This is a genomic window from Pseudomonas sp. Arb-4-2C, assembly GCF_055755015.1.
On sequence record NZ_CM146899.1, the window covers coordinates 179,388 to 195,674 of the forward strand.

At 61.9% G+C, this 16,287-nt stretch carries 14 protein-coding genes; 10 read left to right on the forward strand and 4 right to left on the reverse strand.

Annotated features, from left to right (window positions below; genetic code table 11):
- Positions 1-188 precede the first annotated feature (188 nt).
- The 9 genes from AC0J41_RS00735 to AC0J41_RS00775 all read left to right on the forward strand — a co-directional run bounded on the left by AC0J41_RS00735 (position 189) and on the right by AC0J41_RS00775 (position 9,550).
- Entirely contained in the window at positions 189-806 is a 618-nt protein-coding gene (locus AC0J41_RS00735; protein ID WP_025110176.1) for an NUDIX domain-containing protein, read from the forward strand.
- Positions 797-1,249 carry a DUF1249 domain-containing protein gene (locus AC0J41_RS00740; protein ID WP_007967395.1) on the forward strand — a complete coding sequence of 151 codons (453 nt, stop codon included), beginning with the start codon at positions 797-799 and terminating at the stop codon, positions 1,247-1,249. The genes AC0J41_RS00735 and AC0J41_RS00740 overlap by 10 nt, the downstream gene beginning before the upstream one ends.
- Positions 1,250-1,347: 98 nt before the next feature.
- Positions 1,348-2,163, forward strand: a complete 816-nt coding sequence (gene cpdA / locus AC0J41_RS00745) for a 3',5'-cyclic-AMP phosphodiesterase (protein WP_025110175.1) — start codon at positions 1,348-1,350, stop codon at positions 2,161-2,163.
- 158 nt (positions 2,164-2,321) lie between these two features.
- Positions 2,322-2,930, forward strand: a complete 609-nt coding sequence (locus AC0J41_RS00750; RefSeq protein ID WP_473014305.1) for a YqiA/YcfP family alpha/beta fold hydrolase — start codon at positions 2,322-2,324, stop codon at positions 2,928-2,930.
- A 42-nt stretch (positions 2,931-2,972) separates the two neighbouring features.
- On the forward strand, positions 2,973-4,880 hold the full coding sequence (parE, locus tag AC0J41_RS00755; protein ID WP_025110173.1) for a DNA topoisomerase IV subunit B: 1,908 nt from the start codon (positions 2,973-2,975) through the stop codon (positions 4,878-4,880).
- Positions 4,880-5,869 carry an esterase-like activity of phytase family protein gene (locus AC0J41_RS00760; RefSeq protein WP_025110172.1) on the forward strand — a complete coding sequence of 330 codons (990 nt, stop codon included), beginning with the start codon at positions 4,880-4,882 and terminating at the stop codon, positions 5,867-5,869. The genes parE and AC0J41_RS00760 overlap by 1 nt, the downstream gene beginning before the upstream one ends.
- Complete coding sequence (locus AC0J41_RS00765) at positions 5,866-6,390, forward strand: retropepsin-like aspartic protease family protein (RefSeq protein ID WP_025110171.1); 525 nt, start codon at positions 5,866-5,868, stop codon at positions 6,388-6,390. Before AC0J41_RS00760 ends, AC0J41_RS00765 begins: the two co-directional genes overlap by 4 nt.
- A gap of 7 nt (positions 6,391-6,397) precedes the next feature.
- The gene (parC, locus tag AC0J41_RS00770; RefSeq protein ID WP_473014306.1) at positions 6,398-8,662 is read left to right on the forward strand and encodes a DNA topoisomerase IV subunit A; all 2,265 of its coding nucleotides are present in this window, start codon (positions 6,398-6,400) and stop codon (positions 8,660-8,662) included.
- A 177-nt stretch (positions 8,663-8,839) separates the two neighbouring features.
- Positions 8,840-9,550, forward strand: a complete 711-nt coding sequence (locus tag AC0J41_RS00775) for a PqiC family protein (RefSeq protein WP_025110169.1) — start codon at positions 8,840-8,842, stop codon at positions 9,548-9,550.
- A gap of 235 nt (positions 9,551-9,785) precedes the next feature.
- On the opposite strand, the gene AC0J41_RS00780 is transcribed toward AC0J41_RS00775, so the two are convergent.
- Positions 9,786-11,300 carry an AhpA/YtjB family protein gene (locus AC0J41_RS00780; protein ID WP_473014307.1) on the reverse strand — a complete coding sequence of 505 codons (1,515 nt, stop codon included), beginning with the start codon at positions 11,298-11,300 and terminating at the stop codon, positions 9,786-9,788.
- A 134-nt stretch (positions 11,301-11,434) separates the two neighbouring features.
- On the opposite strand from AC0J41_RS00780, the gene serB reads away from it, so the two are divergent.
- Positions 11,435-12,649 carry a phosphoserine phosphatase SerB gene (gene serB / locus AC0J41_RS00785; RefSeq protein WP_025110167.1) on the forward strand — a complete coding sequence of 405 codons (1,215 nt, stop codon included), beginning with the start codon at positions 11,435-11,437 and terminating at the stop codon, positions 12,647-12,649.
- 103 nt (positions 12,650-12,752) lie between these two features.
- On the opposite strand, the gene AC0J41_RS00790 is transcribed toward serB, so the two are convergent.
- From AC0J41_RS00790 to rhdA, 3 genes are all read right to left on the reverse strand, one after another.
- Positions 12,753-14,507 (reverse strand): molecular chaperone, encoded by a 1,755-nt coding sequence (locus AC0J41_RS00790; RefSeq protein WP_473014308.1) that lies wholly within the window; start codon positions 14,505-14,507, stop codon positions 12,753-12,755.
- A gap of 68 nt (positions 14,508-14,575) precedes the next feature.
- Positions 14,576-15,436 carry an archaetidylserine decarboxylase gene (gene asd / locus AC0J41_RS00795; protein ID WP_025110165.1) on the reverse strand — a complete coding sequence of 287 codons (861 nt, stop codon included), beginning with the start codon at positions 15,434-15,436 and terminating at the stop codon, positions 14,576-14,578.
- An 18-nt stretch (positions 15,437-15,454) separates the two neighbouring features.
- The gene (gene rhdA / locus AC0J41_RS00800) at positions 15,455-16,270 is read right to left on the reverse strand and encodes a thiosulfate sulfurtransferase (protein WP_473014309.1); all 816 of its coding nucleotides are present in this window, start codon (positions 16,268-16,270) and stop codon (positions 15,455-15,457) included.
- Between the last annotated feature and the right edge of the window lie 17 nt (positions 16,271-16,287).

Genomic DNA, 16,287 nt, shown 5'->3' on the forward strand with positions numbered 1-16,287 from the left:
GCTTCGACTCTCGCCGAAGCCGTCAGTTCGCCACTAAGCTAATTAGAGTGGGTTTCGCCTCCACCGTCCATCCCGCTGACGGTAAAGGGGCTGCATCAATCACCACCGGCGCGTTAGGATGGCGCGAAGTTGAGGTTGCAAGCCACAAAAAGGAACCTCGTATCGGATTTGCAGTAAAGAGGATGCTCATGACTGATTTTGCCAGCGCCACTCCGGCCACCGTCGATGTCGTAAAGCGCGAGCGCTGCTACGAGGGCTTCTACAAACTCGACCGCCTGCACTTGCGCCATGAACTGTTCGCCGGCGGCATGAGTCGCGAGATCAACCGTGAAGTGTTCGTGCGTCACGATGCGGTGTGCATGCTGCCTTACGATCCGCAGCGTGACGAAGTGGTGCTGATCGAGCAGTTTCGCGTCGGCGCCATGGGCAAGACCGACAACCCCTGGCTGGTAGAGCTGGTCGCCGGTCTGATCGACAAGGAAGAAGTGCCGGAAGAGGTTGCTCACCGCGAGGCGCAGGAGGAAGCTGGACTGGACATCAAGGCCCTGTGGCCGATGACCCGATATTTCCCGTCGCCGGGCGGCAGCAACGAGTTCGTGCATTTGTTTCTGGGGCGTTGCAGCACCGAAGGCGTAGGCGGCCTGCATGGGCTGGAGGAAGAAGCAGAAGATATCCGCGTCACGGTCTGGGCCTTCGAAGATGCCTTGCAGGCCGTCCGTGACGGACGCATTGCCAACGCGGCGAGCATCATCGCCTTGCAATGGCTGGCGCTCAACCGCGCCGAAGTGAGGGGGTTATGGTCGTAAACAAGCTGCGCGATCGTTATCGAGTTGACCTTGCGGGGCTGCAAGCCGCCTGCGAGGCCAACTACGCGCGCCTGATGCGACTGGTCCCGGACATGCGCAACGACCCCGAGGCGCGGCGCATTGCCGTGACCCAGGGCGAACAGATGCTCGGCGTGTTGGCCCTTGAAGTGCTGCAGACCTGCCCATACACCACCACCTTGCAGGTGCGTCAGGAGCACAGCCTGCCATGGCTGCCGGTGCCGCAACTGGAAGTGCAGGTCTATCACGACGCGCGCATGGCCGAGGTGATCAGCGCCGAGCATGCACGACGCTTTCGCGGCATCTATCCTTACCCGAACGCCGCGATGCATCAGCCGGATGAAAAGGCCCAGCTCAATCTGTTCCTGGGGGAATGGCTGAGCCATTGTCTGGCCTTGGGGCACGAGTACGAAGTCGTACGCTAGTTGTGAACTGGGTCCGGTTCGCCGGTTTCCTCTTTGCGCATCCCCCAGCATAATTGCGGCACTCAACCGATTCCGTGCCTTTGCCCTGGGAGAACGCCTTGCCGAGCGTATCCACATTGACCACCGCCGATCCGGCGTTGCTGGTGCAGTTGTCCGACAGCCATCTGTTCGCTGAAGCGGACGGAACGCTGCTGGGCATGAACACCCGCGAGAGCCTGCAAAAGGTCATTGAGCTGGTGCTGGGGCAGCAGCCGCAGATCGATCTGGTGCTGGCCACCGGCGATATTTCCCAGGACGGCACGCTGGAGTCGTATCAGCAGTTTCGTCAGATGAGCGCGCAGATCGAAGCGCCAGCACGCTGGATTCCCGGCAATCACGACGAGCCGCAGATCATGGCGCAAGCGGCCGTGCAGAGCGCGTTGCTGGAGTCAGTGGTCGATATCGGCAACTGGCGCGTGACGCTGCTGGATTCGGCAGTGCCGGGTTCAGTGCCGGGTTATCTTCAGGACGATCAGTTGCAGTTGCTGGCCCGCTCGTTGAGCGAAGCGCCGGAGCGCCATCATCTGGTGTGTTTCCACCATCATCCGGTGTCCATCGATTGCCCCTGGATGGAACCCATCGGCTTGCGCAACCCTGAAGCTTTCTTCGACGTGCTGGACCGTTTTCCGCAAGCCCGCGCGGTGTTGTGGGGGCATGTGCATCAGGAGATTGACCGCGAACGCAATGGCGTGCGCCTGCTGGCCTCGCCTTCGACGTGCATTCAGTTCGAACCTGGCAGTGAAGATTTCAAGGTCGGCGAGCAGTCACCGGGTTATCGCTGGTTGCGGCTGTTGCCGGATGGGCGGCTCGACACTGGGGTGGAGCGTGTCACTGGATTCCACTTCATTGTCGATTACGGCTCGAACGGTTACTGAGCTCCATAGGGCCTCTTCGCGAGCAAGCCCGCTCCCACAGGGGCAATGGTTTCCAATGTGGGAGCGGGCTTGCTCGCGAAGACGTCCGCACAAACACCCACGATCTCCCTGACTCCCTGTAAACTCCGCTTTCCTAAACCGACACCCAGGGAGCTCAAATGTCCGGTTCGATCCTCTATATCCACGGTTTCAACAGCGCCCCGGCCTCAAAAAAGGCCTGTCAGCTGGTCGAGGTAATGGAGCGAATGGGTTTGAGCGACCAATTGTGTGTGCCGGCGCTGCATCACCACCCACGTGAAGCCATCGGTCAGTTGCAGCAGGCGATTGCCGAGCTGGGCCGGCCGTTGCTGGTGGGAAGCTCACTCGGCGGCTACTATGCGACTCACCTGGCCGAGCGCCATGGCTTGAAAGCCCTGCTGGTCAACCCGGCGGTCAGCCCGCACCGGATGTTCGACGGATACCTGGGCACGCAGAAAAACCTGTATACCGATGAGACCTGGGAACTGACCCACGACCACGTGACGGCCCTGGCCGAGCTGGAAGTGCCGGCCCCCGCGGATGCGCAGCGCTATCAGGTGTGGTTGCAGACCGGCGATGAAACACTGGATTATCGCCACGCCCAGCAGTATTACCGGGCCTGTGCCTTGCGCATTCAAGCCGGCGGCGACCATGGTTTCCAGGGTTTTGCCGGGCAATTGCCGGCGTTGCTGAGTTTTGCCGGCATTGGCGCCGATTTGTATCAGGCAATCGATTTCACTGCATTGTGATGTCTTGCCCCTTTTTCATTGAATCACTGACGACGAGACCCTATGGCCACTCCCAGCGCTAGCTCTTATAACGCCGACGCCATCGAAGTCCTCTCGGGCCTCGACCCGGTGCGCAAACGCCCCGGCATGTACACCGACACCAGCCGGCCGAACCACCTCGCCCAGGAAGTCATCGACAACAGCGTCGACGAAGCCCTGGCCGGCCACGCCAAATCGGTGCAGGTCATCTTGCACGCCGACCACTCGCTGGAAGTCAGCGACGATGGTCGCGGCATGCCGGTCGACATTCACCCGGAAGAGGGCGTGTCGGGCGTTGAACTGATCCTTACCAAGCTCCATGCGGGCGGCAAGTTTTCCAACAAGAACTACCAGTTCTCCGGCGGTCTGCACGGGGTGGGTATTTCCGTCGTCAACGCCTTGTCGACCGAAGTCCGGGTGCGTGTAAAACGTGACGGCAACGAATACCAGATGACTTTCAACGATGGCTTCAAGGCCACCGAGCTGGAAATCGTCGGCACCGTCGGCAAGCGCAACACCGGCACCAGCGTGTATTTCGCGCCGGATCCGAAATACTTCGATTCACCAAAATTCTCCATCAGCCGTCTCAAGCACGTGCTCAAGGCCAAGGCTGTGCTGTGCCCGGGGCTGCTGGTCAGCTTCGAAGACAAAGGCACCGGCGAGAAAGTCGAGTGGCATTACGAAGACGGCCTGCGCTCCTATCTGGTGGACGCGGTCAGCGAATTCGAACGCCTGCCGGACGAACCGTTCTGCGGCAGCCTGGCTGGTAATAAAGAAGCGGTCGACTGGGCACTGCTGTGGCTGCCGGAAGGTGGTGATGCGGTGCAGGAAAGCTACGTCAACCTGATCCCGACGCAGCAGGGCGGTACCCATGTCAACGGTCTGCGTCAGGGCCTGCTCGATGCGATGCGCGAGTTCTGCGAATTCCGCAGCCTGCTGCCGCGCGGCGTGAAGCTGGCGCCGGAAGACGTCTGGGAGCGCATCGCTTTCGTGCTGTCGATGAAGATGCAGGAGCCGCAATTCTCCGGCCAGACCAAAGAGCGACTGTCGTCCCGTGAAGCGGCGGCGTTCGTTTCCGGTGTGGTCAAGGACGCTTTCAGCCTGTGGCTCAACGCCAACCCGGAAACCGGCCTGGCGCTGGCCGAACTGGCGATCAACAACGCCGGCCGTCGTCTCAAGGCCAGCAAAAAGGTCGAGCGCAAGCGTGTCACCCAAGGCCCGGCGTTGCCAGGCAAACTGGCTGATTGCGCCGGGCAGGACCCGATGCGTTCCGAGCTGTTCCTGGTCGAAGGTGATTCCGCCGGCGGTTCCGCCAAGCAAGCGCGGGACAAGGAGTTCCAGGCGATCCTGCCGTTGCGCGGCAAGATCCTCAACACCTGGGAAGTCGACGGCAGCGAAGTGTTGGCCAGCCAGGAAGTGCACAACATTGCCGTGGCCATCGGTGTCGATCCGGGCGCGGCGGACATGAGCCAGTTGCGCTACGGCAAGATCTGCATCCTCGCCGACGCCGACTCTGACGGTCTGCACATTGCCACGCTGCTGTGCGCCTTGTTCGTTCAGCATTTCCGCCCACTGGTGGATGCCGGTCACGTCTACGTGGCGATGCCGCCGCTGTATCGCATCGACCTTGGCAAAGAGATTTACTACGCCCTCGACGAAGCCGAGCGCGACGGGATTCTCGACCGTCTGGTGGCCGAGAAGAAACGCGGCAAACCACAGGTCACCCGATTCAAAGGCCTGGGTGAAATGAACCCGCCGCAGCTGCGTGAAACCACGATGGACCCGAATACCCGGCGTCTGGTGCAACTGACGCTGGGCGAGGACTTCGCCGAAACCTCGGAAATGATGGACATGCTGCTGGCGAAGAAGCGCGCCGGCGACCGCAAGACCTGGCTCGAATCCAAAGGCAACCTCGCCGAGGTGCTGGTTTGATGCGGTTCGGTCGAGTATTGGCAAGTGCGTTGTTACTGAGTGCGATGACGGTGTCGGCGCAGCCTGCACCCGAGTTGAAGTTGCTGTCCGAACACCCGGTTGACGGCATGCGTGGCGGCAACCTGTCGGGGCTGGCGGTGTGCGGTAAAGATCTGTGGACGGTCTCTGACCGCGACGATGATCAGATCTATCGTCTGGACACCCGCGATCAGGTCTGGCAGGCCGAAACGGTGCGTCTCGACGTGCCGTCATTGCCAGACAGCGGATTGCCTTGGGGCTTGCGAGTGCGGACGTGGGCCGCGCAGTTCGTGCGTGGCGGTGATCTGGATTTCGAAGGCATCACATGCGACAACGCGGGCAATCGCTACATCGTCAGTGAAGCGCATGCAGCCGTGTTGCAGGTATCGCCGCAAGGCACGGCGTCATGGCTGAAAATCTCGCCAATGCTGGTCCGTGAAGCGCGAGCCAGTGGCATGTTGCTGCACTTCAACGCCTTGTTCGAAGGCCTGACGGTCAACCCTGCCGGCGATGAAATATGGCTGGCCGCCGAGCGCGAGCGCCGTGGTCTGTTGAAGATCAAGCGTCAGCAAACGGTCTGGGATTGCGACGGCGGCTGCGTGCTGTTCAGCGAAGACGGGGTCGAGATGCAGCCGCCGCAGTTTCCCAATGCCCGGCTGGTGACACGCGACTTCGCCGACCTGTCGTTGTTCAACGGCAAGCTGTTCACGCTGGAGCGTAATGCGTACCAGATCTGCCGCCGCGATGCGGTGACGGCCAAGGTCGAGCGTTGCTGGTCGTTCGCCGAGGAGGCCTTGCAGCCCCAGCGACGCTACTCACAGGCCTTCGGTCTGGCAGAAGCGCTGGTGGTGGACGCCGACGGCGCCTGGATCGGCCTCGACAACAATGACGGTGCCCGTGCCGACGGCGAAAAACGTCCGATCGTCTGGCGTTTCGCCGCGCCTGAAGGTGGATGGAGCGCCAAACCTTGAGCCAGCCCCTGCCGGGCAAACGCGCCGGCCGGGTGCTGATGATTCTGGCCTGGTGCGCGGCGCTGTTTCTGGCCACGCGGTTTTTCGGCCAGTGGGAAGCGCGCCAGCAGAATCCGAACGTGGTGGTCACGTCCGAGCAGCATGACGGCGTGATCGAAGTGAAGCTGGCCGGCAATGCCCAAGGGCATTTTGTCGCCAGTGGACAGATCAACGGTGAGCCGGTGGAGTTCATGCTCGACACCGGTGCCACCGATGTGGCGATCCCGGCGGATCTGGCCAAACGGTTGAAGCTGGAAGAAGGCTTCGGCGTGACCCTGAGCACGGCCAACGGCCTGAGCCAGGGCTACCGGACAAAGATCGACCGCCTGCAGTTGGGCGACATTGTGCTGCGCGACGTTCGCGCACTGGTGGCGCCGGGGCTGCATGGCGATCAGGTGCTGCTCGGCATGAGCGCCCTGAACAAACTTGAATTTACCCAGCGCGGTGGCACCATGCTGCTGCGCCAGACAACGAACCGATGAGGCCCGCATGAGCGACTCCCTTGATCTCAGCCTGGACGGTGTAGAACGCCGCTCGCTGGCTGACTTCACCGAAAATGCCTACCTCAACTACTCCATGTACGTGATCATGGACCGTGCTCTGCCGCATATCGGCGACGGCCTGAAACCGGTACAGCGGCGTATCGTCTACGCCATGAGCGAGCTGGGGCTGGACGCCGACTCCAAGCACAAGAAATCGGCGCGTACCGTCGGCGACGTGCTCGGCAAGTTCCACCCGCACGGCGACTCGGCGTGCTACGAAGCGATGGTGCTGATGGCCCAGCCATTCAGCTATCGCTACACGCTGGTCGACGGCCAGGGCAACTGGGGGGCGCCGGACGATCCGAAGTCCTTCGCCGCCATGCGTTACACCGAAGCGCGGCTGTCGCGTTATTCCGAAGTGCTGCTCAGCGAACTGGGCCAGGGCACCGCTGACTGGGGGCCGAACTTCGACGGCACCCTCCAGGAGCCGCTGGTGTTGCCGGCACGTTTGCCGAACATCCTGCTCAACGGCACCACCGGTATCGCCGTGGGCATGGCCACCGACGTACCGCCGCACAACCTGCGCGAAGTCGCCACTGCCTGCGTGCGCCTGCTCGATGAGCCGAAAGCCACGGTCGAGCAGCTCTGCGAGCATATTCAAGGCCCGGACTATCCGACCGAAGCGGAAATCATCACACCGCGCGCCGACCTGCTGAAAATGTACGAAACCGGCAAGGGCTCGGTGCGCATGCGCGCCGTGTACCACGTCGAGGATGGCGACATCATCGTCACCGCGCTGCCGCATCAGGTTTCCGGGGCCAAGGTGCTGGAGCAGATCGCTGCACTGATGCAGGCCAAACCGTCGAAAGCACCGCAGATCGCTGACCTGCGCGATGAGTCCGACCACGAAAACCCGTGCCGCATCGTGATCATCCCGGTCAACAGCCGCGTCGATCACGAAGCGTTGATGCAGCACCTGTTCGCCAGCACCGAGCTGGAGTCGACCTACCGGGTCAACGTCAACATCATCGGTCTGGACGGCAAGCCGCAGCTGAAAAACCTGCGTGCCTTGCTGGTCGAATGGCTGGAGTTCCGCGTGCTGACCGTGCGTCGCCGCCTGCAATTCCGCCTCGACAAGGTCGAGCGTCGCCTGCACCTGTTGGACGGTTTGCTGATCGCCTACCTCAACCTGGATGAAGTGATCCACATCATCCGTACCGAGGAGCATCCGAAAGCCAAGCTGATCGAGCGCTTTGCCCTCAGCGAAATCCAGGCCGACTACATCCTCGACACCCGCCTGCGTCAATTGGCGCGCCTGGAAGAGATGAAGCTGCGTGACGAGCAGGACGAACTGCTCAAGGAACAAGCCAAGCTGCAAGCGCTGCTGGGCAGCGAAGCCAAGCTGAAGAAGCTGGTGCGCACCGAGCTGTTGAAAGACGCCGAAACCTACGGTGATGACCGTCGCTCGCCAATCGTCGAGCGTGCTGAAGCCAAGGCGCTGACCGAGCATGATCTGCTGCCGAACGAGAAAGTCACCGTCGTCCTGTCCGAGAAAGGCTGGATCCGCTCGGCCAAGGGCCACGACATCGATGCCACCGGCCTGTCGTACAAGGCTGGCGACGGCTTCAAGACTTCGGCAGCGGGGCGTTCCAACCAGTTTGCGGTGTTTATCGACTCCACTGGCCGCAGCTACTCGGTGGCCGCGCACACCTTGCCATCGGCCCGCGGCCAGGGCGAGCCGTTGACCGGCCGCCTGACGCCTCCGCCCGGCGCCACGTTCGAGTGCGTGCTGATGCCGGAAGACGATGCGTTGTACGTGATCGCCTCCGACGCCGGTTACGGTTTCGTGGTCAAAGGCGAAGACCTGCAAGCCAAGAACAAGGCCGGCAAGGCCCTGTTGAGCCTGCCGAACAATGCCAAGGTCATCGCGCCGCGCCCGGTGGCCGATCGTGAGCAGAACTGGCTGGCCTCGGTCACGACCGAAGGTCGCCTGCTGATCTTCAAGATCAGCGATCTGCCACAATTGGGTAAGGGCAAGGGCAACAAGATCATCGGGATTTCCGGTGAACGCGTGGCCAGTCGCGAAGAATATGTCACGGACATCGCCGTCATTCCGGAAGGCGCCACCTTGATGCTGCAGGCCGGAAAACGGACCCTGTCGCTGAAGGCCGACGACCTCGAACACTACAAAGGTGAACGTGGCCGGCGTGGCAATAAGCTGCCAAGGGGCTTCCAGAGGGTGGATGCGCTGCTCGTCGAAAACCTCAATTAGGCGCCCTAGAGCGTTCGATCTACGATTTAACGCGTAGATCGACGCTTTGGCGCTGGAGTCGGAACGCATATTCACGGATGATATGGCCTTTCCAAGCGCCGGCGTGGCCGAGCGTTCTTCATATTTATTGAGTATTTTCACTGTGGTCAGCCTTGTGGCGGCCACCTGGACGGGATGATGACCTCTCTGCGCCCCCTTATTTTCCTGCTCGCCGGCGTTCTTGGCCTGGCGGGTTGCAGCGTTCACCAGCCGGTGTCGCTGTATCAGCTGGACAGCGGAAGTCCGGCTCAGCCTGCGCAAAGCACAGGCATGGCGGTTTTGTTGGGCCCGGTAGTCATCGCTGATTACCTGCAACGTGAAACCCTGCTGCAACGTCAACCGGACGGCAGCCTGCAAGCCTCGACCGACGGTCGCTGGGCGGGCAGCCTTTCGTCGGATATCGATCAATTGCTAATGCGTCAGGTTGCCGGTCATCTCGACAGCCAACGTGTGGTGCTGGCACCGGCCACCCTGGGTTTTACCCCGGATGTGCAGGTGTTGCTGACCATCACGCGCCTGGACTCCGGTGAGAAGCAACCGGCGATTCTCGATGCACAATGGCGCCTGATCGACCGCCGTGGTCAGGTGCGCGATAACCGTATCGTCCATCTGCAAGAGCTGCACGCGGGCACGACGGCTTCGCAGGTTCAGGCACAAGGCATTTTGCTGCAGCGTCTGGCCGAGCAGTTGTCGGTGGCGCTTAAACCATTGTCCAACCAGCCTCCGGTGGCTGAAGCTCCACGTAAAGCGGCACCAAAACCGGCAGCGCCGGCAGCGGAATCCGAGAAGCAGCCGAAGATTCCGATGGCCTCGCCGATTCGTACTGATATGGAAGTGTTCCGCTTCTAACGCAGGAACGAGACAGAACAGAGCCCGCCTTGTGCGGGCTTTGTTGTGTCTGGGGGCTGGAGATCTTTCGTCGTCAGTGCTGGCCCTATCGCGAGCAGGCTCACTCCTACAGGGGTTCTGGTTGCACACAAATCCCCTGTAGGAGTGAGCCTGCTCGCGATGAGGTCCTGACAGGCAACAAAAAAGCCCGCAGACAATCACTTGTCTGCGGGCTTTTTTGCATCTGGCTTAAGGCTTACGCCCGGCGTTCATGCATCCGCGCCAGTTGCCGTTCGAGCATCGAGGGATAAGGCTCCATCAAACGCTCCACGCAGCAAGCCCCTTCAGGGCTGGCGATCGGGCGGATCCGTGCACGCTGGCGAATCAGCGCATCGTCACCAATCTTGCGCTCGACCAGCAGCAGGTTGCGGCTGTGCTGCGACAGGGCCAGGGCATCCTGAGCCGAGTCGGTCAGCAGCAGGTCGATCTGGCTCAGACCGAACAGCTCATCGCCCAAGGTCAGGCCCAGCTGCAATTGCAGGGTGATGCCGCTGTCGGCGACTTCGATCTGCAGTTGATGGCCCAGTGCCCGCAGCAACTCGCCGCAGCAGATCGCGTTGGTCAGGTAGTCGTCGCCGCTGTCTTCGGTGTGGAACAGCATCAGCGTGCTGCCATCGTTCAGGGTTTCGATTTCGCCCTGATACAGCGAAGCCGCCTGATCGAGGCAATCGCGATAGCGCTCAAGCAATTCTTCCAGGCGTGCACGCGGCAGGCGACGCAGTTGTTCCTGCGACCCCAGTTGCACGGCAAGCACCGCACTGTGTTGCGGCACGCTCGGCGTGGCCTTGCGCGCGACCGGTTGTGGCGCTTGATCCAGTGATTCGTCGCGCAGATCGGCAAACGCGTCGTCGTCTTCATCGTCTTCGACAGTGCTGACAACGTGGCGTGGTGCAGGCTTTTGCGCAGCCAACGGACGGGTTTCGTCAAAGCTCGGGTCACGCAGGTTGCGCACTTCGAACTCCGGCTCATCCTCTTCTTCGAACTCGGGTTCCGGCTCGGGCTCGGGTTTCGGCGCTGGTTCCGGAGCGAAGTTGGCGTGCAGCTGACGCGCCAGGTCGCCGATCTCGTCCTGACGGTCGGTGCCCGGGGTGTATTCATCGATGTTGCGCAGCCACACGCGCAATTGCAGCAGCGGCGTGGACAGATAGCGGCCCATGCGCAGGCTCAAGGCCAGCGACAGCGCCAACAGGATTGCACTGAGAATGCCCATGCTCTGCAGGCTGATGGTCATCGGCTGCTGAAACTGATCCATGTCCAGGCTGATGCGCAGTTGCCCGGCGGTCACGTCCTGGAAGGTGATCTTGCTCTCGTACATGCCTTCGGCTTCGCCCAGCAGGCTGTGCTTGGGGCGCTGACCGGATTCGGCGAGGATGCGGTTGTCCACGCTATAGATAGCCGCATGGGCCACCAGTTTGTTCTTGGTCAGGTTGTTGAGCAGCACGTTGAGGCTGAGGATGTCGTTGGACACCAACAGTTCAGTGGCGGAGGTGGCGGTCTGCGTGGTCAGGCTTTCGCCCAGCGCATCGGCCTGCTCGTGCATGGCCTGCTTGAACTGCAAGCCCATCACCCCGGCATAGATCACCAGGGCCAGAGCGACCAGGATCACGTTATGGCTGGCAATGCGCAATGCAATCGGCACACGGCGATGACGCAGTGCACGGAAGATCAGCAGGAAGAAGTTATCGGTTTTAACTGGCGTGGGCCGGTTCACTGAGCTCGGCTCTTTTGTCCGTGAAGTTGACGCGCAGTATAGCGACAGGCCCTAGGCCGGCAAAGCGCTCGCGGTGCCCGATGGTCACTGAAAGTGGGTAGAATGCGATTTTTTTCCAGCTGCGGGGGTGCGCGTTGCGCGAAATCGTCCTGATTAACATCACGGGAGTCGACCGTCCGGGTCTGACTGCGGCCATTACCGGCGTTCTGGCCCAGGGTGGTGTGAACATCCTCGACATCGGTCAGGCGGTGATCCACGACACCCTGTCGTTCGGCATCCTGGTCGAGATCCCCGACTCCGAGCAGGCCAAGGCCGTGCTCAAGGACATCCTGTTCAAGGGTTACGAGCTCGATCAGCAGGTGCGCTTCACCCCGGTGTCCGAAGAGGATTACCAGCAGTGGGTGGGCAATCAGGGCAAGAAACGCCACATCGTCACCCTGTTGACCCGCAAGGTGACCGCCGGCCAATTGCAGGCGGTCAGCTCGATCACTGCCAAATATGGCCTGAACATCGATCATATCGACCGTCTGTCGGGTCGCATGCCGCTGGACACGCCGGAGGACAAGGGCAAGGGCTGCATCGAGTTCTCCGTGCGGGGCGAAGCGGCTGACCCGCAGGCCCTGCGCGCTGAATTCCTCAGCGTCGCCCAAGAGCTGAACGTCGATATCGCCTTTCAGGAAGATTCGCTGTTCCGCCGCAACCGGCGTCTGGCGGTGTTCGACATGGACTCGACGCTGATCGAAGCCGAAGTCATCGATGAACTGGCCAAGGCGGCCGGCGTGGGCGAGCAAGTCTCGGCCATCACCGAGCGCGCCATGGCCGGCGAGCTGGATTTTCGCGCCAGCTTCAAGGAACGTCTGGCGCTGCTCAAGGGCCTGGACGTCAGCGTGCTGGACTCGATCGGCGCGTCGCTGCGGTTGACCGAAGGCGCCGAAACCCTGTTCGCCGAACTCAAGCGTCTGGGTTACAAGACGGCGATCCTGTCTGGCGGCTTCACCTACTTCGCCAAGCAACTGCAGGCCAGGCTCGGCATCGACTACGTGTTCGCCAACGAACTGGAAGTGGTCGACGGCAAGTGCACCGGCGTGGCGATCGAGCCGATTGTCGACGCGCAGCGCAAGGCTGATCTGCTGAAGGAGCTGGCGCACAAGGAAGGCTTGCGTCTGGAGCAGACCATTGCGGTGGGCGATGGCGCGAATGACCTGCCGATGCTGGCGATTGCCGGTCTGGGTGTGGCGTTCCGGGCCAAGCCGTTGGTCAAGCAGTCGGCCAAGCAGGCGATCTCCACGCTTGGGCTGGATGGTGTGTTGTACCTGCTGGGCTTTCGCGACCGTGACGGGGAACTCTGAAGTCTCTGCTGTCTGAACGGGCCTCTTCGCGAGCAAGCCCGCTCCCACATTGGAATTCGGTCTCCTGTGGGAGCGGGCTTGCTCGCGAAGGGCTCAACTCGATCTAAAGCGACTTCCACAACGAATCGAAATCCTCCTCGCTCCCGCCATTGCGCGCGGCCTCCAGCGAGCGATAGGCAAACTGATTGAAGCTGTGCGTACTCGCCACCCGTCGATCCAGTCCGGCGCGGTGTTCTTCGCCGTGGGTGTTGATCAGCACTTTATTGCCTTCCTGAAACGGCAAGCGTGGGGCCAGCAAGGTTGCGGGCAAGTCGATGGCGCTGATCTCTGGCAGCAACAGGCCGCGTAAATAGTGACTGTGATCGTCCTGCGAGCGCACCAGTTGCAAGCCGCAGGGTTCGGCGTGCGGTGCCACCAGTTCAATGCCCATTTGCGGCCCGCTGCCGCGTACCTGACGAATCCAGCGGACTACCGCAATGCTCCAGCCCTGATTCGAACTGTCCTGAATCCCGACCATCTCCCCGGCCTGCAACTCGGCGGGCACTTCACTCGGCCACCCCAGGCAATAACCGCCGGGGCTGTGGTTGATCACCGGTAACGTGTAGGTCGGGTAGTGCGGTGTGTGGTCGGTCTGGCTTTCGTCCTCGCCGAGATGGTCGTACTGGATTTCTTCATAGGGCAGAAACTCATCCGCCTTGCTCTGCGGGGCGGCGTCGAAGGCCTGGCTCCAGCTGTCTTTTTCACCTTGGGCCACGGCGCTGCTGAAGTTTGCCGCGCGGGCACCGGGGTGTTTGAGCAGTTCGCTGAAGGTGCGCTCGCCGCCCAGATAGAAGTGCAGGGCGCTCATGCCCACGCACACGGTCAGGTTGCCCTGGCCGACAGTGCGCTGAAAACTGCGCTCGGCGGCCTGGCCCCAACTGGCGTGCAGATGCTGCAGGGTGTCGAGGCTCAGTCCCGACGGGATGGGCAGTGGCGTCGACGTTTCCTGATGCAGCAAATGCGCTTCGATGACATTCACCAGCGGCTGCGGATTGAAACCGAGCAGGGCGCCCTGCTGTTCTTTGCGGAACATGCTGCGGTAGCGCGGGCCGGCGTCCAGTTCGGCGCTGATGGCGAACAGGCCATCGTCCGGGCTGCCAGGGTGCAGCTTGAGCAGGGCGCTCCACGGTTCCAGCACTTCGCCCAGCCGGGCGATCTGGTTCTGCCGCAGTTGATTGCAGCGGGCGCTGCCCAGCAGCAGGGCGGCAATGTAGGTCTGCTCCAGACTCAGTTCGGTGCTCAGGCTCGCCAGGTCGTCATGCACCCGGCGTTGTTGCAGCTGCAATCCGCAGGCGCAGCGATACAACTGATGCAGCTCGAACCAAAGCTGCTCCGGCGCCGGGCTATACAGCTGCGCGGCCCGCAGCAGTTGCCTCTTGAGTGCATGGGCGGCCCGTTGCAGGGCCTGACTGACCAGCGTCGCGCGATCCTTGTGGTACTTGGGGGCAATGCGCAGAACGATCTGTTTGTAGCCGATGGCCAACTGACTTTGCAGCGCCTGGCACAGGTTGCTGATCTTGCGCGAACGATCATCGAGCATGATCGCCTGATGCAGGAAGTGCCGCTCCAGATGCTGGCAGACGAAATACACCTCGGGACGCAGCAGCTCCAGCAACTGCAGGCGATTGTCGCTGGGGGTGAGCAATAGGTTGAGTTCGCCCAGGCCTTGGTACAACTGGCGGGCGGTTTCACCGATGTTGGCCTTGGGCAGGCCGGCGATCCAGCGTTTGAGGTCGCGCGGGGTGGCTTCGCAGAACGACAGGCGTGACTGCGTTGGAGTCGGGGCGTTTAGCAGCGGAGGGGAGATGGTCTGGCTCATGCCAAAAACCATAGCAGCAATTACAGCAATCGGTGGGAGCGGCCGAAGCCGCTCTCACCGAAGACGAATCAGGCTTGTGGCAGTGCCAGGCCTTGGCCCATCTGCACTGGCGAACCAGCGGCGAGTTCTTCAGCCCATTTCACCTGATCTGGCCCGAACAGCACGATCGCGGTCGAACCCAGCTTGAAGCGGCCCAGTTCAGCGCCTTTTTCCAGATGGATCGGCGCACGGGCGGCTTCGTCGTAGCGGAAGGTTTTCAGTTCACGCTTTGGCGGCGTGACCAGGCCGGCCCACACGGTTTCGATCGAAGCAACGATCATTGCGCCCACCAGTACAACCGCCATCGGGCCGCGCTCGGTGTCGAAAATGCACGCCACACGCTCGTTGCGGGCGAACAGTTCCGGAACGTTTTCGGCGGTGGTCTGGTTGACCGAGAAGATCCGGCCCGGGATGTAGACCATCTCGCGCAGGGTGCCGGCCAGCGGCATGTGCACGCGGTGGTAGTCCTTCGGCGACAGGTAGATGGTGGCGAAGTCGCCGCCCATGAACGGTGCTGCATTGGCCGCGTCACCGCCCAGCAGTTCCAGCACGCTGAAGCTGTGGCCCTTGGCCTGGAACACACGACCGTGTTCGATCGGGCCGAGCTGGCTGACTGCACCGTCGGCCGGGCTGAGGATCGCACCCGGCGTTTCGTCCAGTGGACGCGCGCCGTCTTTCAGGGCACGGGTGAAGAAGGCGTTGAAGTGCTCGTAAGCGGTCAGGTCTTCGACCAGCGCTTGCGACATGTCCACCTGGTAACGCTTGGCGAACCACTGGGTGAAGGCATTTTTGAACCAGCGCACGCGGCACTCGGCAATGCAGCCGGCCAGGCGCGACAGCAGATGATGAGGCAGCAGGTACTGGCTGAGGATAAACAGACGCTCTTTCATTAGTTGTCCTTAAAAACCTTAAATCTCGACAGGCGTATCAGGGTGGTTGCCCCACTCGCCCCAGGAACCGGCGTAGCCCTTGACCCGCGGATAACCGAGGGACTTGGCCACCAGATAAGTGAAGCCCGACCGGTGATGGGTCTGGCAGTGGGTAATGATTTCTTTGTCCTTGGTGATCCCGAGGTCTTCGAGGATCTGCGGCATGTCTGCGCGAATGCGCAACTGACGGGCCTTGTCCATGCCGGCGGTCCACTCGAAATTGACCGCGCCGGGGATGTGCCCACCCTTGGCGGCCAACACCTTCTCGCCGGAGTACTCCAATGGCCCGCGGGCATCCCAGATCGCCAGATCGGCGGCGCCGAGACGGCTTTGCAGGTATTCGCGAGTGGCGGTTGGCTCTTCGTGAATGCTCAGCGCTATCGGGCCGCCCGCCGCAGGCGGCACCTGGATCGACATCGGCATGCCAGCCTCCAGCCACGCCGGCAGACCACCATCGACGTAGTGGTACCGGTCGTGACCGATCACGTCGAGCAGCCAGATGAAGCGCCCGGCCCAGCCGCCGCCCTCGTCGTCATAAACCACGTAGACCGCGTCCTGACGATGGCCCAGTTCACCGAACAAGGCTTCCAGATCGGCCTTGGCCGGCAGCAGTCCCGGCGCCGGCGGCTGGCCGAGCTGGGTGCGTTTCGGGTCGACAAAGCGTGCGCCGGGAAGGTGACCTTCGGCATACCGGGCAGGGCTGGTCAGATCCACCAGAATCAGTTCAGGGGAATCGAGACGCGGGAGCAGGTCGCTCGGCTCGATGACGAGCGGCAAGCCAGAGAAGTCAGACATGTGAGGTCTCCAGAGCA